The 23,165-nt window shown below is 54.1% G+C and carries 20 protein-coding genes; 15 read left to right on the forward strand and 5 right to left on the reverse strand.

Annotation, left to right across the window (positions count from 1 at the left end; translation table 11 throughout):
* The first annotated feature begins 87 nt into the window (after positions 1–87).
* From BMAGN_RS08685 to uriH, 3 genes are all read left to right on the forward strand, one after another.
* Positions 88–240 (forward strand): winged helix-turn-helix transcriptional regulator, encoded by a 153-nt coding sequence (locus BMAGN_RS08685; protein WP_081640875.1) that lies wholly within the window; start codon positions 88–90, stop codon positions 238–240.
* Positions 176–1,015, forward strand: a complete 840-nt coding sequence (locus BMAGN_RS00725; protein ID WP_026502017.1) for a PfkB family carbohydrate kinase — start codon at positions 176–178, stop codon at positions 1,013–1,015. Before BMAGN_RS08685 ends, BMAGN_RS00725 begins: the two co-directional genes overlap by 65 nt.
* A gap of 198 nt (positions 1,016–1,213) precedes the next feature.
* A complete protein-coding gene (uriH, locus tag BMAGN_RS00730; RefSeq protein WP_022859828.1) occupies positions 1,214–2,167 on the forward strand; it encodes a uridine-preferring nucleoside hydrolase UriH in 954 nt (317 codons plus the stop codon).
* A gap of 661 nt (positions 2,168–2,828) precedes the next feature.
* Here uriH and BMAGN_RS00735 read toward each other — a convergent pair.
* Positions 2,829–3,704, reverse strand: a complete 876-nt coding sequence (locus BMAGN_RS00735; RefSeq protein ID WP_022859829.1) for a TIGR02391 family protein — start codon at positions 3,702–3,704, stop codon at positions 2,829–2,831.
* A 308-nt stretch (positions 3,705–4,012) separates the two neighbouring features.
* On the opposite strand from BMAGN_RS00735, the gene BMAGN_RS00740 reads away from it, so the two are divergent.
* Positions 4,013–5,512 (forward strand): tyrosine-protein kinase domain-containing protein, encoded by a 1,500-nt coding sequence (locus BMAGN_RS00740; protein ID WP_022859830.1) that lies wholly within the window; start codon positions 4,013–4,015, stop codon positions 5,510–5,512.
* Positions 5,513–5,597: 85 nt separating this feature from the next.
* Positions 5,598–7,484 (forward strand): DUF4012 domain-containing protein, encoded by a 1,887-nt coding sequence (locus BMAGN_RS00745; protein ID WP_238548729.1) that lies wholly within the window; start codon positions 5,598–5,600, stop codon positions 7,482–7,484.
* A gap of 397 nt (positions 7,485–7,881) precedes the next feature.
* Here the strand turns inward: BMAGN_RS00745 and BMAGN_RS00750 are convergent, their stop codons facing one another.
* A complete protein-coding gene (locus BMAGN_RS00750) occupies positions 7,882–8,463 on the reverse strand; it encodes an arsenate reductase/protein-tyrosine-phosphatase family protein (protein WP_022859832.1) in 582 nt (193 codons plus the stop codon).
* 428 nt (positions 8,464–8,891) lie between these two features.
* On the opposite strand from BMAGN_RS00750, the gene BMAGN_RS00755 reads away from it, so the two are divergent.
* Positions 8,892–9,329, forward strand: a complete 438-nt coding sequence (locus tag BMAGN_RS00755) for a hypothetical protein (RefSeq protein ID WP_026502018.1) — start codon at positions 8,892–8,894, stop codon at positions 9,327–9,329.
* Between the two features lie 85 nt (positions 9,330–9,414).
* On the opposite strand, the gene BMAGN_RS00760 is transcribed toward BMAGN_RS00755, so the two are convergent.
* Together BMAGN_RS00760 and trxA are read right to left on the reverse strand one after the other, a co-directional pair.
* Positions 9,415–10,482, reverse strand: a complete 1,068-nt coding sequence (locus BMAGN_RS00760; protein WP_022859833.1) for a G5 domain-containing protein — start codon at positions 10,480–10,482, stop codon at positions 9,415–9,417.
* 221 nt (positions 10,483–10,703) lie between these two features.
* On the reverse strand, positions 10,704–11,072 hold the full coding sequence (gene trxA, locus BMAGN_RS00765) for a thioredoxin (RefSeq protein ID WP_022859834.1): 369 nt from the start codon (positions 11,070–11,072) through the stop codon (positions 10,704–10,706).
* 248 nt (positions 11,073–11,320) lie between these two features.
* Here trxA and BMAGN_RS00770 point away from each other — a divergent pair, with 248 nt between their 5' ends.
* From BMAGN_RS00770 to BMAGN_RS00790, 5 genes are all read left to right on the forward strand, one after another.
* Complete coding sequence (locus BMAGN_RS00770) at positions 11,321–11,953, forward strand: NUDIX hydrolase family protein (RefSeq protein ID WP_026502019.1); 633 nt, start codon at positions 11,321–11,323, stop codon at positions 11,951–11,953.
* A 28-nt stretch (positions 11,954–11,981) separates the two neighbouring features.
* Positions 11,982–12,839, forward strand: coding sequence for an alpha/beta fold hydrolase (locus tag BMAGN_RS00775; protein ID WP_022859836.1), 858 nt, complete (start codon positions 11,982–11,984; stop codon positions 12,837–12,839).
* A 2-nt stretch (positions 12,840–12,841) separates the two neighbouring features.
* Positions 12,842–13,930, forward strand: a complete 1,089-nt coding sequence (gene nudC, locus BMAGN_RS00780) for an NAD(+) diphosphatase (RefSeq protein ID WP_026502021.1) — start codon at positions 12,842–12,844, stop codon at positions 13,928–13,930.
* A 91-nt stretch (positions 13,931–14,021) separates the two neighbouring features.
* Complete coding sequence (gene gcvH, locus BMAGN_RS00785) at positions 14,022–14,411, forward strand: glycine cleavage system protein GcvH (protein ID WP_022859838.1); 390 nt, start codon at positions 14,022–14,024, stop codon at positions 14,409–14,411.
* 8 nt (positions 14,412–14,419) lie between these two features.
* Positions 14,420–15,979 (forward strand): phosphatase domain-containing protein, encoded by a 1,560-nt coding sequence (locus tag BMAGN_RS00790; RefSeq protein ID WP_022859839.1) that lies wholly within the window; start codon positions 14,420–14,422, stop codon positions 15,977–15,979.
* Here BMAGN_RS00790 and BMAGN_RS00795 read toward each other — a convergent pair.
* Entirely contained in the window at positions 15,969–18,419 is a 2,451-nt protein-coding gene (locus tag BMAGN_RS00795) for a S9 family peptidase (RefSeq protein WP_022859840.1), read from the reverse strand. The genes BMAGN_RS00790 and BMAGN_RS00795 overlap by 11 nt on opposite strands.
* 205 nt (positions 18,420–18,624) lie before the next feature.
* Here BMAGN_RS00795 and BMAGN_RS00800 point away from each other — a divergent pair, with 205 nt between their 5' ends.
* From BMAGN_RS00800 to BMAGN_RS00815, 4 genes are all read left to right on the forward strand, one after another.
* The gene (locus BMAGN_RS00800; RefSeq protein WP_022859841.1) at positions 18,625–19,695 is read left to right on the forward strand and encodes a 3-isopropylmalate dehydrogenase; all 1,071 of its coding nucleotides are present in this window, start codon (positions 18,625–18,627) and stop codon (positions 19,693–19,695) included.
* Between the two features lie 135 nt (positions 19,696–19,830).
* Entirely contained in the window at positions 19,831–19,995 is a 165-nt protein-coding gene (locus BMAGN_RS08450; RefSeq protein ID WP_022859842.1) for a hypothetical protein, read from the forward strand.
* A 186-nt stretch (positions 19,996–20,181) separates the two neighbouring features.
* A complete protein-coding gene (locus tag BMAGN_RS00810) occupies positions 20,182–21,114 on the forward strand; it encodes a TM2 domain-containing protein (RefSeq protein ID WP_022859843.1) in 933 nt (310 codons plus the stop codon).
* A gap of 779 nt (positions 21,115–21,893) precedes the next feature.
* Positions 21,894–23,153: a lipoate--protein ligase family protein gene (locus tag BMAGN_RS00815; RefSeq protein WP_022859844.1), complete on the forward strand. Its 1,260-nt coding sequence runs from the start codon at positions 21,894–21,896 to the stop codon at positions 23,151–23,153.
* The last annotated feature ends 12 nt before the right edge of the window (positions 23,154–23,165 follow it).

A 23,165-nucleotide genomic window follows, 5' to 3' on the forward strand; every position in this document is an offset into this window, starting at 1 on the left:
AAGTACCAATGACTACGCGGAAGCAGGGGAGTCATGGCGCTCACGGAACGCGAACGGGAAATACTCGGGTAGATTCATCAGAACCCGATGATTAGCCAGCAAGAACTTGCCCAACTATGCGGCATCACGCGTTCAGGTGTGGCCGCACACATTTCCAAGCTTATTCACAAAGGATATGTGCAAGGCAAAAGGATACGTGCTCGCTCCGCCAGAATACACGGTTATTGTGGGCGCCATTAATATGGACATTTTTGCTATTGCTGACGAACATATGGTGGAACTGAGCTCCAACATGGGACACATCACCATGTCGCTCGGCGGTATTGCGCGCAACATTGCCTTTGAACTCACGCGACTAGAAGTACCCTGTTACCTTGTTTCCGTATTTGGCAGCGATCATAACGGGGAGCTGTTTAAAGTGGATGCGCGCGCCACTAATGCGGTTATTGATACAAGCCTGACTGCTGAGGCTATTGACTGGATTTGTGAACATGTAACGGGACGCATTTTTGCGAGAGTCGTGTCCGTGAATAAAGCGCAACGACTACTGCCCGTGCTTGACCATATTGATACCGTGGCGCTCAGCAGTAGTGAAACTGAAGTGCTGCTTGGCATTACCGTAACCGATGAGGCGTCGGCAGACGCATGCGCTGAGATGCTCATTAAACGCGGTGTAAAACATGTGCTGATATGCGTAGATAACACGGGCATGCTATATAGAAATGCTACGCAATGCTGCTTTATGCGCTTTAGTGAAGAAGAACGCGGGCAATGGTATAAAAATGGTGTGGCATCAGCCGCTCTTGCCGCATTGGTATGGGCTGCTCACGAGCGTTTGGAATTTGAGGAGAGCTCTCGCTATGCGATTGTAGCAGCGAATGTGACCATGCGTGGCATTCCTTCGACGAATCCTGATTTCTCGGAATCAGAACTTACTGAAGTGTTGCGTGCTCCAATCACTCAGTTTAGGGATTGCTGCAATTCCCGCGAATCTTCCCATGAATCGCGCGAATAAAACAAGTGAGAACCGGGGATAATAATAAAAATCCGGGGAACGGCGAATAGAGGCGGGCGCGTATCGATGAGGATACGCGCCCAAGTATGTGTATAGACATTATGCGTCATTGCGGGCCCTCACAATGCTTCCAAAACTATCGGCCGGGAACATTGTGGTGAAGACGCGCATGCAGTAGACACCCAAAGGAGCTGAATCATGGTAGAAAAAATTATTCTCGATTGCGATCCAGGACACGACGATGCGGTAGCTATTATTCTCGCCGTAGGAAACCCAAACATTGATTTGCTCGGAGTAACCACCGTAGGTGGCAACCAGAGCCTCGAAAAAGTCACCTACAATGCGCGCGCCGTACTCGAAATGGCCCACGCCACCAATATTCCGGTGCATGCCGGATGTGACAGGCCCATTGTGCAGCCACAAGAAATCGCCGCCTCAATTCACGGTGAAACAGGATTAGATGGCGTAGAACTTCCAGTTCCCAGCCGACCGCTCGACGAGGGCCATGCAGTGAACTGGATTGTTGACACGATTATGAACAACGAACCTGGCACAATTTCGCTGGTGCCAACCGGGCCGCTCACAAATATTGCGCTTGCTGCTCGGCTTGAACCGCGCATTGTAGAGCGCGTGAAACAAGTGGTACTCATGGGTGGCGCGTACCACGGTGGTAATTGGAGTGCGTGCGCGGAATTCAACATTAAAGCCGACCCTGAGGCTGCGCATATTGTGTTCAATGAATCATGGCTCGTAACCATGGTGGGTATTAATGTGACCGAACAAGCGCTGTGTACTCCGCCGGTACAGCAGAAAATTCAGGAAATTGGTACGGATTTATCTCAGTTTGTTTCTGATTTAATGGATTTCTTCCGTGATTCGAGTTATAAGAACGATCCTGATTTTGTGGATCCGCCAGTACACGATCCGTGCACTGTGGCATATCTGATTGATCCAACGGTATTTACTACGCGTCGCTGCCCGATTGATGTGGAATTGCGCGGTGATTTGACTGTGGGCATGACCGTGTGTGATCTACGTGGTTTGGAACCGAGTGCTGATGAATGCAATAAACAGGTGGCAGTAAAGTTGGACTTCAATAAGTTCTGGGGCTTGGTGGAGGATGCCATAGCGCGAATTGGGCGATGCTTATGACAGTAGCACGTACCTGTTGCATGACGGTGATCCGTACATATTTGTACTGGATTGGCATCATGCTGGGAATGTGGTACGTACCACTGAATGTACTATTTACAGCGATTTCTGATGCTCCTGTAATGGTGCCATACGGTATTGCAGGAGTGTGTTCAGTACTCGTATTGCTTAGTATTGACCGGCCTACTACGTGGGGAAACTATGTTGTGGGTCAGTGGATATTGCGATGCGGTGGAATAAGTCTTGCATCGCTTGCTTTCACCGTGCTTTATTGTTCCGACCGGTATAGTAGCTTCACAAGCCACGGATATACTCGAATCCGTAGTAATTGTGTATGTGTTCCCACTCGCAGGAATTCTCACAGGCATTATCCTCATGGGTGTTGATGGCCCAAGCAGATGGGCTGAAAATTCATGGTGGCAGTGGGCGGCCAAATGTATAGCAACACTAATTGCGACAGTATTGATTTACCCGCTTTTAGGCAGCGATTCGATGATTCTGCGGGCGTTTATAATAGCGGCTTGGGCGCTGTATGTGTTTGTGGCGTTGGGTGGAGTGGTTTCTAGAAAGCAAAATTAGAGATTAGTAGTTATTAGTAGTTAAAGGTACATAAGACTTAATGGATGTGTAATTCATTTTCAGTCGAGACTGGTGATTTCTTTCATATATGTTTGGAATCGTCTTCCACCCGTTCAATTTCGCATTGATCTAAGAGCCTTGCAAGGAAACTATATGCACCTAGTCGCTCCATAGCATCTTGCTCTGTAAGTTCATTGCGGGAATGAACACAAGGATTTCTTACAGTATTCGTGAGTCCCTCAGCAAAAAACATTAGTGCTTTTACCAACGAAGGGATACCCTTATTCATATCTTTTGAAACCATCGAGTTGTTGTGTTCTTTAGACCAACGTAATCTTGGTTGGCCTTTGTCTGCGGGATGCTCTGACAAGGATTGTTGCCAAAATTTCGTGCCATCTACATCCATTCTCTCTAATTTCTCGCGCCAATGGTTTGTGAGGGCATTTGCGGCTTCGCTAAGTGCTACGCGATACTGGTGGGTCGTCCAATGAGGTGCAGCGGCCTGCCAGATTAATTTATGCATACTTGCAGGTGAAAAAGTTGGGATAGCGTCTCCTGAGCCATCTACTCCCATTTCATTTAGGTCAATCATTTGTTGTAGCCTTCCGCGCACAGTGGAGATACAACGTCTGATTTCCTGAGGAGAAAGCACAGCTTTTGGCATTGACATAATGCCCCAATTAGATAGTGGATCTATTAAACCCATACCCTTTATCTGGATATATGCGCCAGTAATGCGTACGGCTGTAGCAGCTTGTGCACTTGCCTCTCCCAACTTCACTTCAGTTTCGTTGATGCGATCCTTTGGGATACCAGATTTATTAAAGACTGTAGGCATTAGGCCTGGAGCAAGTAAAGGATCAGTTTCTTCCTGAGTTTTCATCCATTCCGAGAAAGCCTCCTCATAGTGATCGAGACCATTTTGTAGGTATTGGAGATATTCGGTGGTATAAGCCATACATTTCCTTCAATATCTTGATATCTATAGAAAAACAGTAAGTGTATGGCAACTGAAATATCGATGATGCTAAAATTTCGCTTGCCGATACCGCTAGCTGTTCTTTTAATTGAGGGTTTTGTGTTTATTTTTGTGCTAGGGGAGTGGGATGTCTATAGGGTAGAGAGGAGATATTATTCTATAGAATAGATTGCTTTAAGTGTTTTAGTTTTTATGAATAGATAAAATATTTCTTAAAATGTGTAATGACTAAAACAATAGCGTGGAAATAAATAAGATGTGAATGGTAGAGGGTCATTGTGGCATCGATGTCTGATGAAAAAGGCACTTATGCAGCGACTAATGCTAACAATAAGGAACAGCATGATGGATTGACACTAATCGATCTTTTTCATGTCCTTTTTAAACACGCTATAACAGCTATTATTGGTTTTGTCGTGGTTTTTGGGTGCGCGTGCGTTTACTTATTAATGGCAACGCCGCAATATTCTGCAACAACGCAAACATTTACTACCTATAGTGATACGTCCACAGCAGACGACAATTATTCTTCACTTGGTAGCGCAGCCTCTTATATCAGCACTCAAGTAAAGTCCTATCCAAACCTGATTAAAACCGATGTAGTGTTACAGCCGGTTATTAATCAGTTGCATTTGGATATCTCAGTGAATGGTTTAGCAGGAATGGTTACTGCGACTAACCCAAGTAATACCGCTTTCATTAATATTTCTGTAACCTCTTCAGATCCTCAGCAAGCTGCACAGATTGCCAATGCCGTTGCCTCTTCTTTCCAAAATGTAGTGCAGTCTTCACTATATGCAGATGGTAAGCCTTCCCCTGTGAAAATTACCGTTGTACAAAATGCTTCGGTTCCTTCCTCTCCAACTTCTCCGAAAACAGCTCTTGTCTTACTTGCTGGCATTGTGGGTGGTTTAATTGTTGGAATAGTAGCCGCCTTATTAAAAGATATCTTCACTCGCAAGATCCAAGATGAATCCGAATTGGAATCCTATATTAATGCTCCGGTATTGGGTCGTATTCCAGAAGATGAAGAAATCGGTAAGGATGCTTCGGTAATCGTGAGCCAGCCAGGTAGTGTGGCTGCGGAAGATTATCGTCGAATCTGCACGAACCTTACCTTTATTGCTCCGGTTTCCGGTACAAATTCACGTCTAATTGTGGTATCTGCTGTTGGTGCGAATGAGGGTAAAACCACAACTTCTGTCAATCTTGCTGCGGCATTGGCTGAAAATGGTGCCACGGTATTGCTAATCGACGCGGATCTGCGTCATCCTTCAGTCGCTAACAAGTTGAATATTGACGGTTCCGTAGGCCTTGCGCATGTGCTGTCTGGTCAGGCTTCAGTTAAGGATGTAGTCCAGCGCTATTGGAAGTCTAATCTGCATATTATGCCGGCAGGCCCTAAGCCGCCGAATGCTTCCCAGTTGATTAATTCTCCGATTATGAGTGAGCTAATTGAACATGCGCTGCACCAGTACGACTACGTGATTATTGATACGCCGCCACTCGTAGTGGCCAATGATGCAGTAATCTTTGCTAAGCAGGGCGGCGGTCTAGTGATTGTATCCCGTCGCGCTATGACGCGTAAGAAAGAGTTGACAGATACTGCAAACGAGCTGCGTAACTTGCATGTTGACGTTACTGGCTTTGTATTTAACGGTGCCAAAGACGAGAAGACATCGCTATACGGCAGCAATTATTACTACTACAGTAATGATTCAAAAGGCTCGGGTGAACACCACCACCATACGCGCAAGTCTTCTACTTCTCGCTCGTTAAAGAAATAAGATTGCCATGTTTGGGCCGTTGTACACCAACGACCCATTTTTATGAGCTTTGGTACAACACAGACGCAACATAAAGGACAGTATTGTGAGTAATTCCACCAGCAATTTCAATGACTGGGACAGTATTATGCAGCAAGCGCCTGAACCACCCCAGCGTGGGCATCGTCGGTCGACTCAGAAAAAGCATCATGTATGGCCATGGATTGTGCTTGCAGTACTTGTTGCCATAGTGGCCTTTTTGGGCATACTTGGTGCACAGCTGTATTCACAGGCTAGGCAGGTAAAAGCTCACGAAGAACAAGCATTATCCGTGCTTAGCGACATGAATGGTATTTCAGATATATCTAAAGTTAATGAAATATCCGCCGGGCTTCCGCAAGTGCAGCAAGAAACTAAAGAAGCTAACCGTATTGCTCACGGATTTGCATGGAATGTGTATAGCAAACTGCCGTGGATAGGCAGTGATATCACCACAGTTCAAGGCATGACTGAAGTGGTTGATTCGCTCACCAACCAAGCCGTACCACAATTCGTTACTGTTGTAGATACGTTACAAAAAGCGGATCTGCAATCTGGTGACGGAACATTGAACCTGCAGCCAATTCTCTCTACAGAACAGTCGCTTGTTGCTGCGAATAATGCTCTTCAAGAGCAGGTGACAGCCTATAACAAGCTGCCGGGTGGTAATATCTCACTGGTTTCCAACACTTACGATGCGGGAAAGACTCAGTTGGATTCGTTGGCTGGAACTGTTAACCAGCTGACTAATACCTTTAAAATGCTGCCGAGTCTACTTGGCGGTAATCAGACCTATGCAATTATGGCTGTGACTCCATCTGAAACGCGTTCATCTGGCGGTTTGGTCGGATCAGTAGGCGAACTCAAGGTAGATAATGGCAAACTGTCCGTAGGCGACTTCCATTCAAATGGTGACTATCTTAAAGATACGCATAATCTCTCTGGAACACTCACCGATGATGAAGCACAAATCTTCAAAAATACGGGTCCAATGCGCATGTCCTTCGATATTCGAGATCTCGCAGCATTGCCAGATACAGCTCATGTAGCTACGGCTATGCAATCTATCTGGGATCGTACGTCATGGGGTAGTGGCACACCACTGAACGGCATTCTTGTGATGGACCCAGTATTCCTGCAGGAACTCATTAGTATTACCGGTAACGTACAGCTCTCAAACGGCGTAACGCTCACTGGCGAGAACACAGCACAATATCTGCTCAACACGGTGTATATCGATTATCCAAACGATAACCCCATGATGGACTCGCTCTTTGAAGAAGCAGCCACGCAGAGTATTGACCACATGTTTGCTAACACGGATCTGACTAAGCTTATGAAGGTCGGTACCGTGCTGGGCCAAATGGCCCAAGAACGTCATTTCTCCATGTATTCATTCGATGCGAATGTGGAGAAGAACATTGAGGCAGCCGGATTCACGCCTTCTTCTCCGAATAGCATTGAGCACCCAACTATTGGCGTCTATCTGAATGAACAAAAAGGCGACAAAATGGGCTGGTACCTCGACCGCAAGGCAGTAATAACGCCCACCTCCTGCAAAAACAACGCACAGACGTACCACGTAGAGTACGAGATGAAGAACACAATGACGGAGGAAGAAGTCAGTACACTACCCATTTACATTACGGGAACTACACCGGGTGAAGAAGGGTGGATATACGCTAAAACCCTGATTTATGCGCCGAAGGGTGGCGCTATTAGCAACATAACAGCCACCGGTACTGGTACGGCTGAACAGGGCATAAAGCAAGTAACTATGGATGGTGCACAGCCATATCTGACTACTGCGAAACTACTTCCGGGACAAACGCTCACGTTCTCGTTTGATGTAACAGTCTCTTCAGATGCAGTCTCCCAACTTGCTGTAGATCAAACACCACTGAATCAGCCGGGATCTAACGTCACTTACAACAAAGGAACGTCCTGCAAGTAGATAAGTAAAAGAATCTCTTTAAGATTTAAGAGAGGGATGCACGCCGCTGGAACGATATGGGGATCCGCCGTTGAACACCCCATCGCATATTCAAAACGACGGCCGCAAGTCGCTATGAAATTGTGCGGTAGCGGTGTCGCACAGGCAACCATAGACGCGGCACCGTTACCGTGTAAGGACAGCTGTGCGGCGCCTTTGCTGTGGTGCGGGGGGAGTGACCGTCAGGCACGGTTCCACGCAACTGTCGGTACTACATACGCTACGGGAGCCGGGAGCAGAATTGAAGTAATGTGGTGTTCGATGCCAGAGTATCGAAAAAATGCATGAAAAAACGCAACGTTATGCCGCATTCTTTCGATTTTGAACGAAATCAGCGGAAATGTTGCGTTTAATTTATTTAATCCACAAGTGCCTGCTGGCGTACATGACGGCCAGTGTGCGGAATTACTGCGGCAGCAATGGTTTCAATAGACTTACCAATCTGCTCATGAGCAGTCTCAAAAGCGGCAAATTCCTTACGATATGGATCGGCAATATCATTCGTGGATCCGACCATGGGCCTTACGAGCGACATGTTGTCCAAAATGGACTGCATGCGCTCTTCATAGGTGTCGCCTTCAATAAGGCCTTCCTTGGCGCAGTACTGTGCAGTGGCTGCGAAGTCGTTCAGCGTTACGGTTTTGCGTGTGGCGGGAGGGGCGATAGTCGCGATTTTCTGCTGCTGGTGCTTGCTGAAGCAGAAAATGATGTCGCTGCCCAGCGCAAGTTGCGGTGTGAGTCGCTTGGATCGGAACGCGCTGGCGTCAATGCCGTCCTGTGCCATGAGCTTGCCGCTGGACGGATCAATCGGGCTGTCCACAAGTCCGTTCGTTCCCGCCGAATCCACCTGCAAATCGGGATCGGTGAAGAACTGGGGGAACAGCAGTTCACCCATGGGGGAGCGGCAAATATTTCCTGTGCACACAAACAGAACTTTCATACACTTCCTTTTGGTCGGCTCTCCGCGCCACGTTGCGTTCCGTCACATTATAAGGAAATCGCCGGGATAAACCGGCACGGGAACGCCATTTGTTGGCTGTGAACGTAGCGGCATTTTGCTGGAATGCTCAATTCCGACTATCTTTATTAGATAGTCGGACCCGGATTATTTTACGGAATTTCACACCGTTATATCGATATCTGTTTATTTTTGAGACGATCTGTTTTAATTTATGGTCATTCTTGTTTATTTAATGATGATTTTTGATAGATAACGCTCATCAAGAGCACAGATTCCCGGAAATCTTATATTTAGAGATCCTGTGAATATCCATAAAATACGGGATTTGGATTTGAAAAAATGAAAAATAATACATAATATTCGTAGGAAAAAGATATCCCTAAAGTATGTAGTGAGAGGGTGAGAACATGGCTATTCTTCAAGGATTCGACCCAGTAAGTCCTTCTATCCCAACCGGAAAATCAATTCTGACGATTACGCAAAACAGTCTTCATTTTAATAAAAACACCGTGCTGGAACTTGGCAGCCCGGCCTATGTGAAGTTCCTTATCAATTCGCGCACCAAGCAGTTCGCATTGCAACCGTGCTCGGCCAATGATCCGAGCGCATTGCCGTTCTGCAAGCCCGATTCCCGCAGGGTGTCGGTAACCATGAAAAGCCCGCTGCTGCTGGACGCGGTGCTCAAGTACTTCACGTTCCCGAAGGCCGCGGACGACGAGGTCGCTTACGCGGCGCTTCACGGCGAGGAATTGCGTGAAGATGGCATCGTGATTTTCGACGTGGACAAGGCCGAGCTTGGCGTTATGAAGAAGCGTGGCCGCAAGAAGGGCTCCACGCTTAAATAAATTGTAGATTTTCCCCCAATAAAAATCCCCCGCAATTGCGGGGGATTTTCATATCTACGGCACTATTGCAGCGCCGGGCCACGCTTTAGTAGCAGTGGTTGGCGAGCCAGTAGGCGTACGCGCCCTGGATGGAACCGTAACGTTCCGCACAGTACTGCCAGAACCACTTGAGCTGGGTCTGGTAGTTGGTCGCCCAGTCGGCACCTGCGGAAACCATCTTGGAACCGGGCAGCGCCTGCGGCAGGCCGTATGCGCCGGAAGACGGGTTCGTGGCGTTGACGGACCAGCCGGACTCGTGGCTAATGATGTAGACAGTGGCCGTGAAGTCGGCTTCCGTGTAGCCGTTGGACAGCAAGTAATCATGCGCCCACTGCTGCATCTCGCCAATAGGAGTCGTGGTGCCGATGGAACTGGCGCCGCTGTTGCCCGAATTGTTCGAGCTGGAACCGCTGTTGGAGCCCGAGTTCGAAGAACCGGAGGTCGTGGCGGCCGGCTGCTTCGCCGGAGCCTTCGTGCCTACGAGCACCACTTTGTCCACCGGAGCCGTCTTCACATACGACGTGAGCTCGTTGGAAGAGATGACCTTGTTGCCGGAACGCTGCACGAGGTTCGTCACCTCGAGCACGCCGTTCTTGCCTTCGGTCTGCACCTTTTCGCTGCCCTGGGCCAGGTTCGGGTCTTCCTTGCGGATCGTGTTGTAGGCGATATCCTTGTCCACGTTCTCGATCACGGCGCCAGCACGGTTGATCGTGATGGTGGTGGACTCGTCCACCTTCGTGGTCAGGGACGGGGAAACCGTATCGTCGGGTTCGAGCGTGATGTCCGCATCGTCCAGAACGGATTTGACATCCGTGAAGTTCGTGCCGAGCACGGTCTGGGAAGCACCGTTGATAACCACCTTGATGGAAGCGGTGTCGCCGCCCAGCTGTTCACGGGCGTTGCCACGGCTTGCCGCTTCGGCGTTTTTATCGGTCGCCGAGTATGCGGTTACCGTTGGCTTCGGGGATGCGGTTGTTTTCATGTAATAAGAACGCGTTACCAAGCAGCCGGTCACTACGAGAGCGATTGCTGCAATCACCACGCAGATGCGGATCCACTGACGTTTGCTCAACGAGCGCAACGTAGGTACGCCTACCTTGCGATGGTTAGCCATTCTGCTCCTCAAAAATCGACAATATTACACACTAGCCAATAATTATAACTGACCTATCCGGCAAAATCTTAGGGGGTATCCTCTGTGAGATGATTCATCACACAATATCCACGCAATGTTCACGAATGGATATGGACGGGATAAACGGCGCGAACATACGAAAATGGCGGAACCCACAAGTAGGTTCCGCCATAGTCCAATTACTCGAGTGAGGAATTAATTCACTGCTTGTTGGCTTCTTCCTGGGCCTTCGCCAGTGCGGCTTCGACGTCGAGCTTCTTTGCCTGGTCGATGACGCTGTCGAGATCCTCGGCGCGCAGGGCACCGGCCTGCTGGAACACAATGTGTCCCTTCTTGGCGATCATCAGCGTCGGAACCGCCTGGATGCCGGCCTGGTTGGCCAGATCCTGGTTCTTGTCGATGTCCACCTTGCCGAAGTAGATGTCCGTGTTGGCCTCGGAAGCCTTCTCGAAAATCGGGCCGAAAGCGCGGCACGGGCCGCACCAGGATGCCCAAAAGTCAATAAAGACGAGCTCGTTGTCCGCGATCACCCGTTCGAAATTGGCGGAAGTAACTTCATGCGTTGCCATGGCCATTCCTTTCTATAGCTGCTTATGCAGTGGAACTCGTTACGGTGTTCGGTACATTCCGTTCGCGTATTCCATGCTTCGTACTGTTCAACAGAACATAGCGCGAAACATTTCAAAACCCCTTGAAATAAGCCTGCAGGGGAACTCGGGCATGTTGGCAGGATTCTCACAGCGAGTTTGGTATATGTATGCCCCCGTAACGAGGGAAGCGGCATTGCGGCTTGGCGTTTTGCATGGATAATAGAGGCATGCCAGTTTTGAATGACGAAGTTCCGGACAACGACGACTTCGACGCGAACCGTCACCGCGGGGAATTCGACAATATCAATCCGGAAGATTTTATGCATAATTCGGGCTCGGGGCGGGGCAATCCGCCAGGTTGGCTGAGCCCGAGCGAGCTGGACCGCGCCCGGCGCGAAGTGCCCATGGCTTACATCCAGATTGTTCCTGTGCGCACCGATTCCATGGGACGTGTCTCGCAAGTGGGCACGCTGCTGCGCGTAAGCGAAGACGGTTCGATTGTGGAGCGCACGCTTATTGCGGGACGAGTGCTCTACCACGAGTCGTTGCGCGAAGCGATCGCGCGTAATATCGCCCGCGACATGGGCGACTTGGCGCTTCCCGTGCTGCCGCAATGCCTGCAGCCCTTTACCGTGGCCGAATTCTTCCCGACGCCGGGCGTAAGTCCGTTCTACGACGAGCGCCAGCACGCCATTGCGTTGTGCTATGTGGTGCCGATTGCGGGCGACTGCAAGCCGCAGGATGAAACGCTTGACGTGGAATGGGTGGATCCGCATGGTGCCACGGTTGGTGCGCTCGTGGACCAGATGATCAACGGCTACGGCACGATTATGCGCCGTGCGCTTTCGTGGATTGGGTAGCGGCGAGCGCCGTGGCACAATAGGAGCCATGACTTTTGAGATTCGTAACCATGTTGTGCGCGGCGGCGAGGGTGTTCCGCTGGTTCTGATTCACGGCTTCCCGGTGGACCACCGCATGTGGGACCGCTGCGTGCAGGCGCTGTTGGAAAATTGGGACGCAAGTGAGCTTAAGCAGTTCCCCGTCTGGGCTCCGGACATGCCGGGCGCGGGCGGTGCTCCCGTTCCGCCGGTTGCCGAGGTCGGTACGGTCGCCGCCGACGGCGCGTATGAGGATGCGCTCGACTTGTTGGCCGACAGTTATGTGGCCATGTTGCGTGACGCGGGTTACGAGAAGGCCGTGTGGGCCGGACTTTCGATGGGCGGCTATGTGGCGCTCGACATTCAGCGCCGCCATCCGGAAGTGGTGGCCGGTCTCGCCCTGCTGGACACGAAGGGTGACGCGGACAAGCCCGAGTCGCGCGCGAACCGCATCAAGATTGCGAAACAGTGCGTGGAACAGCACACGGTGGAACCCGTGATGTTCTTTGCCGAGCCTGAGCCGGGGGATTCGAGCGTCAAGAAGTCGGCGGCCTACATTGAGCAGTTCACCGAGTGGATCCAAGAGCAGGATCCCGAGGGCATTGCATGGCGCGAGCTTATGGCGGCCGGCCGCCCCGACCTTAACGACGTGTTCGAAACGGTGACGGCTCCCGCCGCCGTGGTGTGCGGGGAAGAGGATCCTTCCAGCGCTCCGAAGGTGATGGTGCCGCTGGCGCGCAAGATGATCAACACCGAGGTTGAGGTGACGCAAATCGAGGATTGCGGCCATTTCAGCGCATGGGAACGGCCTGAGGCCGTGGCGCTCGCGCTGCAGAACTTGGTCAACCGTGTTCGGAAAGAGGCATGATCATGGCGGGATTTTCTCCACTCGCGCTCACGCAGGCGCTTCCGTTCCTGCCGCTTGCACAGGGCGACATCGACTATCAGGTGGAGCGGCGCAGTGAGCCCAATCTGATCAACCGTGTGCTTGCCGAGCCGAGCACCACGGTGATTTTGGTGCGCCATGGCAAAGTGGCCGTACCGTTCGGACAGAGCAACATCATGTACCACGCGAACGTGAAGATGCGGCTGGCCACGCTGCCGGGCCTGTATGTGGCGGCGGAACTCAAGGAGTTCCCCGAGGCCGTGGCCATGTATTTGGGCAGCTATGGCGGCAAGCGCGACGAACATGTGGTGGCCGTGGATATTTCCGCATTGGACGGTGGCGCAGCGAATGCGCGCCAGGAGTCGTCCACGGTGGACCAGGCGTTTGACGAGTCGGGCGAGGACATGCAGGAGGACCAGCCGTCGGCTTCGCTGTTGCGCAATGCCGTGACGCGTTTCGACTGGGTGGATTTGCGCGCTTTCGCTCCGCACGCGTCGATGCGCGAAGTGGGCCAGGCCGTGACGGCCGTATGTCTGGGCGGATGGCAGGAATCGCAGCATTTCTGCCCGGCTTGTGGCGCTCCCACCGTACCAGCGTTGGCCGGATGGGCGCAGCGCTGCACGTCTCCGGACGACGGGCGCATCCTGTTCCCGCGCATTGAACCGGCCGTCATCATTACCGTGGTGGACAGCCAGGACCGTCTGCTGCTGCAACACAACAAGGCATGGCAAGACCCCGACTTCTATTCGGTGAGCGCCGGATTCGTGGAAGCGGGCGAGAACCTTGAGCACGCGTGCCGCCGCGAAACGATGGAAGAGACGGGCATCAAGGCCGGCGAAGTCAAATATTTGGGTTCCCAGCCGTGGCCGTACCGCGCCTCGCTCATGATGGGCTTCAAGGGACGGGCCCTCTCCACGGAAATCCAAGTGGACAATGCGGAAACCGTCAAGGCCATGTGGGTGACGCGCGACGAATTCACGAACGGCGTGATCGAGGGACGTATCCACGTTCCCAAGAAAGCCACGATCGCACGCTACATGATCGAGGAATGGCTGGGCCGTCCTCTCGACTGACCGTCACGTATCGCTCAGCGGGCAATAGTCGGGCGCGGCCCATATTGCTGGCCCATAATCGAAAAGAACACCAACAGGTAAGGGGAAAGCCATGAGCGCCACTTTAGATATCGATGTGCCACGTCACTTGCTGTACTCGGACGACCATGTGTGGGTCGACGAACATGTGGAGCCGGCCATGCTCGGCATTACGCAGTACGCGGCCGACCAGCTCGGCAAACTCGTGTTTGTGGACCTGCCGGACGTGGGCACGCATGTGGAAGTCGGCGACCAGCTGGCCCAGCTGGAATCCGCCAAGTCCATCGAACCGATGATTTCCCCCGTCGCCGGCACGGTACGCTACGTGAACAACGCCGTGGACGACGATGCGGAAATCATCAACGACGATCCGTACGGCGAAGGCTGGATCGTGAAGATTGAACTGGACGACGACGAACCGGACCTGCTCGACGCGGAAGCGTACGAAAAGCACATCCAGTAAGCGGAGCTATGGCGAAAAGATCAGCACAAGAACAAGAACTGCGCAACGTCAAACGGATTCTCGAATACGCTCTGCACGACGTGAAACACGAGACGCAGCACGTGCGCGCAAGCGTGACGCACGGCACGAAGACGGCGCAACCAGAATCCGCGGCTGCGTCGAAGACGGACGGCGAGGCTCCTGCGCAAAACGCGCAGTCCGTCAATACGGAAGTGGCACAATCCGCGGACGTTACGGAAACGGTGCCGGCGGAAACTGCTGTCGCCTTGCCGACCACGAGTGTGGTGACGGCGAACGACGCGACGCCCACCGTGCTCATTCCGCTCGGATCCGTGGCGCATACCTCGATCACGGCCGAGGAAGAGGGCGGCTCGTGCCCCGTTCCCGAACCGACGCGAGTCCGCAGGCGCGTACGCAGACGCACGAAAGCGGACCTGTTCGGCGACATTAAGAACATGGCGCGCGGCTCGATCACGGGACTGTTCTCGTTCTGGCTCAACATCTCCACGACGCTCGCCAAAATGCTCAACTGGTATCCGTGCGTCAAGCCGTACGTGGGCTACGGCACGGAAGAGTTCTCGCGACTGATCTGCCGCACGCTGTATGCGCCGCACAACGCGCGCATCGACCGGCCCGAGCGCGGCATCCGCGAAATGTTGCAGGTGCCCGCACCACACCAGCGCGTGTACATCAACATTGACAACGTGCCGCTGAAAACCGTGCAAATCGGCGAAATGGAAATCTACGATCCCGTGGATCCGGCCAAGAACAAGACGGCCAACTATTCCGTGTCCGACTCGTGCGGATATTTGGATTTGCTCGCCGAGCACAAGCTCGCGCCCGGCACGCACACGTGCACGGTACGCGTGAAGCACCGTCCGCCAGTGGACGCGCCGCTGTACATTATTCCCGACGACTGTCCCGTCGGCATCATTTCCGACGTGGACGACACGATTATGGTCACGCAAGTGCCGACCGTGTGGAAAGCCGCCTATAACATGCTGTTCCTGAGCCCGCACAAGCGTGCGAGTGTGCCCGGCATGTCCGTGCTGTACACGAAGGTACGCGACCTGTTCCCGGATGCGCCGTTCTTCTACCTGTCCACGAGCCCGTGGAACGTGGAGCAGCAGATTCGCGGATTCATTCGCGACTACGGTTTCCCAGATGGCCCGATGCTGCTGCGCGACCTGGACCCTAGGCCCAAGCGTTTCGTGCCTTCGGGCGTGGACCACAAGCTTGAATATGCCGAGCAGCTTATGGAGGACTTCCCGAACATGAAGTTCATCCTGTTCGGCGACGACGGTCAGAAAGACCCGACCACCTACGCGACGATCGCGAAACGGTATCCGGGACGCGTACTTGCAATCGGCATCCGCCAGCTGTCCGCAAGGGAAGCGACGGGCGGCATTGTCGGATCGCTCAGCGGCCTGTCGCTCTCGCATCCCATGCCTGAAGTGGACGTTCCCGTGTTTACAGGCAACACGGGAACGAACATCATGAAAACGATGCTGCCGTACCTCAAGCAGTTCGCCAAGGAGGCGGCCCGCGGTACTTCGGCTACTCGGTGATACCCATCACGCCCAAGCACCAGGAGTTCTCGTAACTGATCTGCTCCCACTGCTTGTAGCGTCCCGAAGTGCCGCCATGACCCGCTTCCGTTTCCACGCGGATAATCGCGTCCACGTCGGCAGCTTGGAGTCGGGCCACCCACTTGAGTGGTTCGACCACCATGACGCGCGTATCGTTCATCGACGTGGTGATGAAAATCTTCGGGAACTTTTTCGCGAACGCCTCGTTCTCAGGTCCGTCCTGCGCGCTGCCGCGCGGGGCGGGCGCGTTCTCATAAGGCGAGTACGACTTCATGTACTCGTACACCTCGGGATTGTGCAATGGGTCGCCCCACTCGTCCCATTCGGTCACGGTAAGCGGAAGCGTCGGGTCAAGCATCGTGGTCAGGGCGTCCACGAACGGCACGTCCGCCTCAATGCCCGCGAAACGTTCGGGAGCCATGTTTGCCACGGCGCCCATCAGCAGGCCTCCGGCCGAGCCGCCATTGGCCACCGTGCGCTTGACGTCAATAATGCCGGCGTTCTGCAGCGCCACCGTCACGTCGATAAAGTCCTCGAACGTGTGCTTTTTGTTAAGCTGACGTCCCTGCTCGTACCAGGCGCGGCCCATTTCGCCGCCGCCGCGCACATGCGGCAGCACGTAGACCACACCGCGGTCCAATAGTCCCAGGCGTCCCACGGAGAAACTCGGATCCGAACTGATCTCATACGCGCCATAAGCGAGCACAAAGGCCGGCGCCATATGCGGCAGCGGACGGCGGTCGGCGAAGTGGGCGGCTGCTGTTGCGCCCTCTGCGTCCTGCTCCAACTCCACCTTGTCTGTACGCCACACAAGCGAGACGGGCACCTGCTCGCCGTCGCGCACGGTAATCCATTCGCGGCGCTCCTCATAGTCGGCGGCGTTGAAGTTGAGCACGGTGGCGCGCTTGAGCAGACGGTCGTCGCCCGTAGCCGGATCGAGGTCATGCAGTTCGCCTGGGCGCGTGTAGCTGCTGAACGAGTAGCGCATACGCGGAGCATCGTAATTCGGGTTGCCGCCCGCGCCAATCGAATAGACATGCGTATCGCTGTCCGGAGGTGTGACGGCCTCAAACTGCCACGGCTCGTTGTTCAGGAAATTCTGGGCCGCGCGGTCCTTCGTCATGACGGCCAAATGCGGCAGGCCGTCTGCACGGTAGGAGAGTGCCACATAATGGCGGTGCATGGCGATGCCTTCCATCGCAAGACCCTTGGCGCCCTGCAGCAGCGGCGGATTCGTATCGCAATACCAAGGCGTGCTCACGGGCTGGGACGCCACATCGCGCGGATCGGCGCCGGTGTCGCCCTTGCGCGGCTGGCGCTTGTGGACGTTGCCACCCGTTTCGCCCCCCGGCTCCTCGCAGCCGTACGGCGAACCGCAGGCGATGCAGCGGCCTTCGCCCAGCTTGAACGGCGGCTGGTGGCCGCGCATGTCGATCACGTCGATCTCGAAATTCGGGTTCGTGCTGTTGTGGTAGACAATCGCGAGCGGAATGTCCTCGCCGTTGTCGCCCGCGCCTTCGAAGGACGCGAAGCTCACGTCATATTCCACGCCTTCCTTGCGTGGAATGAACGTTTGGAATTCGCCCGTCGGGTCGCTTACGGGCAGCATGAGTACTTCCGTCGTGGTCTTTGAACCCGTGCCGATCACGAGCAGCTTTTCATCGAACGACAGCCCGATGCCGGCCCAGAAACGCTCGTCATGTTCCTCGAATACCGTCACATCCTCGCTGCGAGGAGTGCCCACGCGGTGGCGCACAATACGGTACGGGCGCCATGCATCGTCGATTTCGGTAAGGAACACCCATTGCGCGTCGGGCGTGAAACAGGCGGCGCCCACCTGGTCGAAACAGTCGGGCAGCTCTTCGCCCGTCTCAAGGTCGCGGATGCGGAAATCATAGCGTTCGTCGCCATGCACATCCGTGCCGTACAGCATCCAACGGCCATCCTTGCTGATGTCCATGCCACCTAAACGGAAGAAATCGTGGCCTTCGGCTTCCTTGTTGGCGTCGAAAATAATCTGTTCGCCCTCAATCGAGCCCGGCTCGCTCGCCGCGTCAATGACGGGCGGATCCCAATCGTCCTTGTTTTGGATCGGAATGCGGCACTGGATCGCGTACTGCTTGCCCTCTTGCGTACGCACGAAATACCAGTAGTCGTCAATGCGCGTCGGCACGGACATGTCGGTTTGCTGAACGTGGCCCACGAACTCGTTGAACAGGGCCGTACGCAACGGTTTCAAATGGGCGTTGCGCTGCTCACAGTAAGTATTTTGCGCTTCCACGAACTCGCGGACGGGAACGCTGGTCTTGTCGCGCAACCATTCGTAATCGTCAATAAATGTGTCGCCGTGTACGGTACGCGCGTGCGGCTCGCGACGGGCGGCCGGCACTGCAGTGGGATCGAAGTCCTTACCAATCATGAGGTGCATTATAGAACGGAGGCGACGGGGGAAGCGCGCGGGCGCGCAAGATCGCGCCAAATCGGCATCTCATATTCCGTCTCATAATTCATCTCAAAATCCGGACGATATCCCACACGATGGGATTCACTCTCGCGGGCGCGCGCAAAATGGGTATCCTCACGGCATACATGTGGCGTAAAGGTAGGAACAGAAAGGCCTCAACATGCCAACGAACACGTACACAATCGCGGTCATCCCCGGCGACGGCATCGGCAAGGAAGTGACGCCGTGGGCACAGCGGGCGCTGGAACGCGCGGCCGAAGGGGTGGCCGAATTCACGTTCGAACCGTTCGATCTGGGAGCGGAACGCTATCTGCGCGACGGCGCGATCCTGCCCAAGGAAGATCTCGACCGCATCAAGACAACCGACGCGATTTTGCTGGGAGCCGTGGGGGACCCGCGCATCAAGGCGGGCATTCTCGAACGCGGGCTGCTGCTCAAACTGCGCTTCGAGCTCGACCAATATGTTAATCTGCGTCCGTCCAAACTCTATGAAGGCGTCACCTCGCCGCTGCGCGATCCGGGCACGATCGACTTCGTGGTGGTGCGCGAAGGCACGGAAGGGCTGTACTGCGGCTCGGGCGGATCAGTGCGCGTGGATACTCCGGAAGAAGTGGCCACCGAAGTCTCGATCAACACGGCCTATGGCGCCGAACGCGTGGTGCGATACGCGTTCGAGCTGGCCAACAAGCGGCGCAAGCACGTCACGCTCGTACACAAGAAGAACGTGCTCGTGCATGCGGGCGACATGTGGCAGCGCATTGTGGACCGCGTGGGCCGCGAATATCCGGACGTCACGCACGACTATTGCCACATTGACGCGGCTACGATCTATCTCGTGTCCGACCCGAGCCGTTTCGACGTGATCCTCACGGACAACCTGTTCGGCGACATCCTCACGGACGAAGCGGGCATGGTCGTGGGCGGCGTGGGCTATTCGGCGTCGGGATGCATCAACGCGTCGCGCGAATATCCGTCCATGTTCGAGCCGATCCATGGATCCGCGCCCGACATTGCGGGCCAGGGCAAGGCGAATCCGACGGCGGCCATTTTGTCGGCGGCCATGCTGCTGCGGCATCTGGGATTCGAGGAGCAGGCGGACCGGCTGGACGCGGCTGTCGAAGCAGACATCGCCGAGCAAGGTTCGCTGGAACGCACGACGGACGAAATCGGACAGGCCATTCTCGACCGGATCCGACGTTCCTTATTCGCACAATCTGCACGGCGGCTGTGAATTGGCGCCACCTTTTCCGACAGCACATTCACGGACCGCAATCCAACGATGCCGCTAGATTGATTCATGAGGGCGAAAGCCTGACCAATGAACGTTGAGCCGTTCTCGGACGGTTCATATGAAAAGAGGTACCTTATGTGCAACTGCGATTGTGATTACGACGTAATCATGTCCGACGAGTCCGACGAGAACTACCTGCACTGCTCCAACGGTGTACAGTCCTACGCGGCTCCGTCTGCCGGCCCGTACATCGCCGCCACGCATGTGCCGAGCGAATTCGGCCCGACTTACGTCGCCTGAGCGTAGCTCAATCAAAATTTGAACAGAACTGGTGGGCGCCGGTACTTGTGCGGGTCCGGTTTCCACTAGGGACGTTAGGCGTCCACAAATGCGAACAATTTGGAAAAATGCTTGCATTTGCGGGCGCTTTTTAGTTGGCTGTCAATAGTCATATCGAGTAAATGAGCAGTGGAAAAGGGGACCGTTATGACTGATCAGCGCAACAATAATGACGAATACTCGGCTATGGACGACGCAACGCGTCCCGTCGAACAGCATGCGAACGGATCGGAAGAACCGTCGTATCCGGAGCCGTCGTATCCTGACGCTTCCGGCACTTCCGGAACTGCCCCGACTGGCAATTCCGACGCTTCCAGCATTTCCGGCGCTTCCGCGGCGGGTTCCTCTCCCGCGAATGCTTCGTCTGCAAATGCTTCGTCCGTAAATTCTTCATCTGCGCCGGCCGGTTCCGAGGAACCGTCTTATCCGCAGCCTGACGGATCGTCTTATCCGCAGTCGGATACGTCGTCTTACTCGCAGACCGGCTACAGCCAATATGCGCAGCCGGCGTACGGCGATTACCAGTCTTCTTATGCCGCGCCTTCGTATACGACCGACCAGACGTACGCGACAGGCCAGACGTACACGGCGCAGTACCAGACCGCGGACGGTACGTATCAGAACGATCCGTACCAGAACTCCCAGAACGCCGCTTCCCAGACGGGCGCGCAGTCTTCCGGCCAGTACGCACAGTATGCGCAGGACCAGTCGCAGAACGCCCAGCAATATCAGGGCGGCCAGCAGTATCAGAACACGCAGCAGTACCAGTACACGGGCTCCGACAACACGGCCTACGGATACCAGCAGTACAATCCGGTTCCGACGGGCTACATTCAGCGCAACAAATATGTGGCGGCCGCGCTTGGTCTGATTTTCGGTACGCTCGGTCTGCACAATTTCTACCTGGGCAACACGGGCAAGGCCGTGGCTCAGTTGCTGATTACGGTGCTCGGCGCCGTAATTATTGTGGGCCCCATTGCATCGGCGATTTGGGCACTTGTCGAGTCGATGATGATCCTGTGCTCGAATTACGGATCCAAGTGGCATCAGGACGCCCACGGACTGGAATTGAAGGACTGAATCGGCCGGCCCTCGGGTACAAATGAATATGTGAGGGATCAAGTGGTGCAACGTGGCATCCACGTGATAATAATTGAATACAGTTAAATTGTGTGTCGCAAACGCGCAACATAATTGAAGAAATAGGAATGCGTGAGCAGTCTCGTGGTAGATTGCTCACGCATTTTTATTTGAGGTCTGTTTAGTGGCTGATTCGGTGGCTTATGTTGGTCAGTATGGGCGCGAGTTTGCGTAAAAATTTGCGGTTTGCTGCTTAGTTACGTATATATACGCAGGCTGTTTGTTATTTGCAGTTTTCGACCGTTAAAATTTGTGGATTGCTGCTTAGCCGCGTAAATATACGCAGTTAACGTCTTATCTGCATTTTTCGACCGTTAAAATCTGCAATTTCCTCGTTAGTTGCGTAAATATACGCGGATTACCCGTTAACTGCAGTTTTATTGCGTGAATATTTGCAAATAACGGCTTCGACTACAGTTTTTCACGTTAAAAACCGCAAATAACGTCTTAACCGCGCTTTTCATTCGCGTTCCGCGGCGTGTCTCGACTAAAAACCGCAACTAACTAGTAATCTGCAAAAATTCACGTGAATAATTGTCGTCTAACGAGTAAATTGCGTATTTTTACGCGGGTAAGAAGCAAACTGCGTATTTTCAGGCATAAGAAGCGCGGTTAAGAAGAAACCGGCGTATATTTACGCAACTAATTAGTAAATTGCAAATTTTTACGCAACAAACGTGCAGATAACCCGTGAAGTGCGGCTCAATTATGATTGCAGCATGCAGTCGAGCACGAAATATGAAGAACAGCCGGTCGAGGGCGAAAGGCACGGCAACGGTGGGATGGTCGAAGCGAAGATGCCGGGCGGAAAATTCGTGCGGCTGGCGCTTGACGGGAACGGCCAGATCCATATGGATGGCGACTTTTTTATTGAGGATCGTGGAAATGAGCCGGTCCGCAATATTGAGCGGCTGTTAAGTGCGCTGGTGCCTAGGGGTGTGGAGGATACCGCAACCGCCGCCGGATCCGTGAAAACCGTGTCAATGGGAAGCAGACCTAGAGAAAGCGGATCAATAGAAACCGGATCCATGAAAACCGGATCTAAAGAGACAATGGAAGATATGACGCCCGCGGCGATGTTCGGGGCGGCGGCGAGCGCCATCGACGCGGACATGCGCGCGATCAGCGGCGTGACGACGGGTCTGGTCGCGCAGTCGTTCGTGCGGCTCGTCTATCAATATTTCGGGCGTCTGTTGGAAAGCGCGGAAGAACGGGCGCAGCTCGATCGCGCGTACCGGTCGTGGGTTGACGAAACCGAGTTTGACGATACGGTCAGCGAGTCAGAGGCGCTTGATTTTTGGCGGAATTTGGCGCCGCAATTGCGGATCGTGCGCGACGTGCCGCGAAGTCCGCAAGAGCAAATGCAAATCGAGTCCGCATGGTCCGGCGAGGTTGCGTCGGGGAAGCGGCCGCCGACCTTGCGCGTGTGGGACTGGGCGTCGCGCGCGGTAGTACTCGGCAAATTCCAGCGCGAACAGAGGGAAGTCAACGAATCTGCGGCACGCAAACTGGGGTTCGATATAGTGCGGCGCGAGACGGGCGGCGGCGCGATGATCGTCGTTCCGGAAGACACGATCACGGTTTCGCTGTACATGCCGCTCGACTTGACAGACGGAAAATCGGTGGCGCAAATGTTCCAGCTGTGCGACTACTGGCTCGTAGAGGCATTACGGAACGCCGGAATTCCGGCACGCTTCGCGGGACTCAACGATATTGCGGGGCCCAACGGCAAATTCGGCGGCTCGGCGCAGCGTATCTATAAGAAAAGCGGCGCTCGCGGATGTCTATTGCATCACACGACGCTCGCGTACGACATGCGGCCGGAACTGTTGGCGACAGTACTGAACACGAGTCCCGTAAAGCTTTCCGACAAGGGCGTGGCGTCCGCGAAAAAACGCGTGGATCCGCTGCGCAACTACACCGATTTGAGCCGGACGGAACTGGTCGACGTGTCGGTCGACTGGGTGGCGGGCATGTAGAATCGGAATACT

This window comes from Bifidobacterium magnum, assembly GCF_000741255.1.
Lineage (GTDB): Bacteria > Actinomycetota > Actinomycetes > Actinomycetales > Bifidobacteriaceae > Bifidobacterium > Bifidobacterium magnum.

Excerpts from the sequence above, each read along its gene's own strand:
- BMAGN_RS00815 (WP_022859844.1), top strand. The coding sequence starts at position 21,894 with ATGCAGTCGAGCACGAAATATGAAGAACAGCCGGTCGAGGGCGAAAGG.
- BMAGN_RS08685 (WP_081640875.1), top strand. The coding sequence starts at position 88 with ATGATTAGCCAGCAAGAACTTGCCCAACTATGCGGCATCACGCGTTCA.
- BMAGN_RS00790 (WP_022859839.1), top strand. The coding sequence starts at position 14,420 with ATGGCGAAAAGATCAGCACAAGAACAAGAACTGCGCAACGTCAAACGG.
- BMAGN_RS08450 (WP_022859842.1), top strand. The coding sequence starts at position 19,831 with ATGTGCAACTGCGATTGTGATTACGACGTAATCATGTCCGACGAGTCC.
- nudC (WP_026502021.1), top strand. The coding sequence starts at position 12,842 with ATGGCGGGATTTTCTCCACTCGCGCTCACGCAGGCGCTTCCGTTCCTG.
- gcvH (WP_022859838.1), top strand. The coding sequence starts at position 14,022 with ATGAGCGCCACTTTAGATATCGATGTGCCACGTCACTTGCTGTACTCG.
- BMAGN_RS00725 (WP_026502017.1), top strand. The coding sequence starts at position 176 with ATGTGCAAGGCAAAAGGATACGTGCTCGCTCCGCCAGAATACACGGTT.
- BMAGN_RS00800 (WP_022859841.1), top strand. The coding sequence starts at position 18,625 with ATGCCAACGAACACGTACACAATCGCGGTCATCCCCGGCGACGGCATC.
- BMAGN_RS00760 (WP_022859833.1), bottom strand. The coding sequence starts at position 10,482 with ATGGCTAACCATCGCAAGGTAGGCGTACCTACGTTGCGCTCGTTGAGC.
- BMAGN_RS00735 (WP_022859829.1), bottom strand. The coding sequence starts at position 3,704 with ATGGCTTATACCACCGAATATCTCCAATACCTACAAAATGGTCTCGAT.
- BMAGN_RS00750 (WP_022859832.1), bottom strand. The coding sequence starts at position 8,463 with ATGAAAGTTCTGTTTGTGTGCACAGGAAATATTTGCCGCTCCCCCATG.
- BMAGN_RS00810 (WP_022859843.1), top strand. The coding sequence starts at position 20,182 with ATGACTGATCAGCGCAACAATAATGACGAATACTCGGCTATGGACGAC.
- BMAGN_RS00740 (WP_022859830.1), top strand. The coding sequence starts at position 4,013 with ATGTCTGATGAAAAAGGCACTTATGCAGCGACTAATGCTAACAATAAG.
- BMAGN_RS00770 (WP_026502019.1), top strand. The coding sequence starts at position 11,321 with ATGCCAGTTTTGAATGACGAAGTTCCGGACAACGACGACTTCGACGCG.
- BMAGN_RS00795 (WP_022859840.1), bottom strand. The coding sequence starts at position 18,419 with ATGATTGGTAAGGACTTCGATCCCACTGCAGTGCCGGCCGCCCGTCGC.
- trxA (WP_022859834.1), bottom strand. The coding sequence starts at position 11,072 with ATGGCAACGCATGAAGTTACTTCCGCCAATTTCGAACGGGTGATCGCG.
- BMAGN_RS00755 (WP_026502018.1), top strand. The coding sequence starts at position 8,892 with ATGGCTATTCTTCAAGGATTCGACCCAGTAAGTCCTTCTATCCCAACC.
- BMAGN_RS00775 (WP_022859836.1), top strand. The coding sequence starts at position 11,982 with ATGACTTTTGAGATTCGTAACCATGTTGTGCGCGGCGGCGAGGGTGTT.
- uriH (WP_022859828.1), top strand. The coding sequence starts at position 1,214 with ATGGTAGAAAAAATTATTCTCGATTGCGATCCAGGACACGACGATGCG.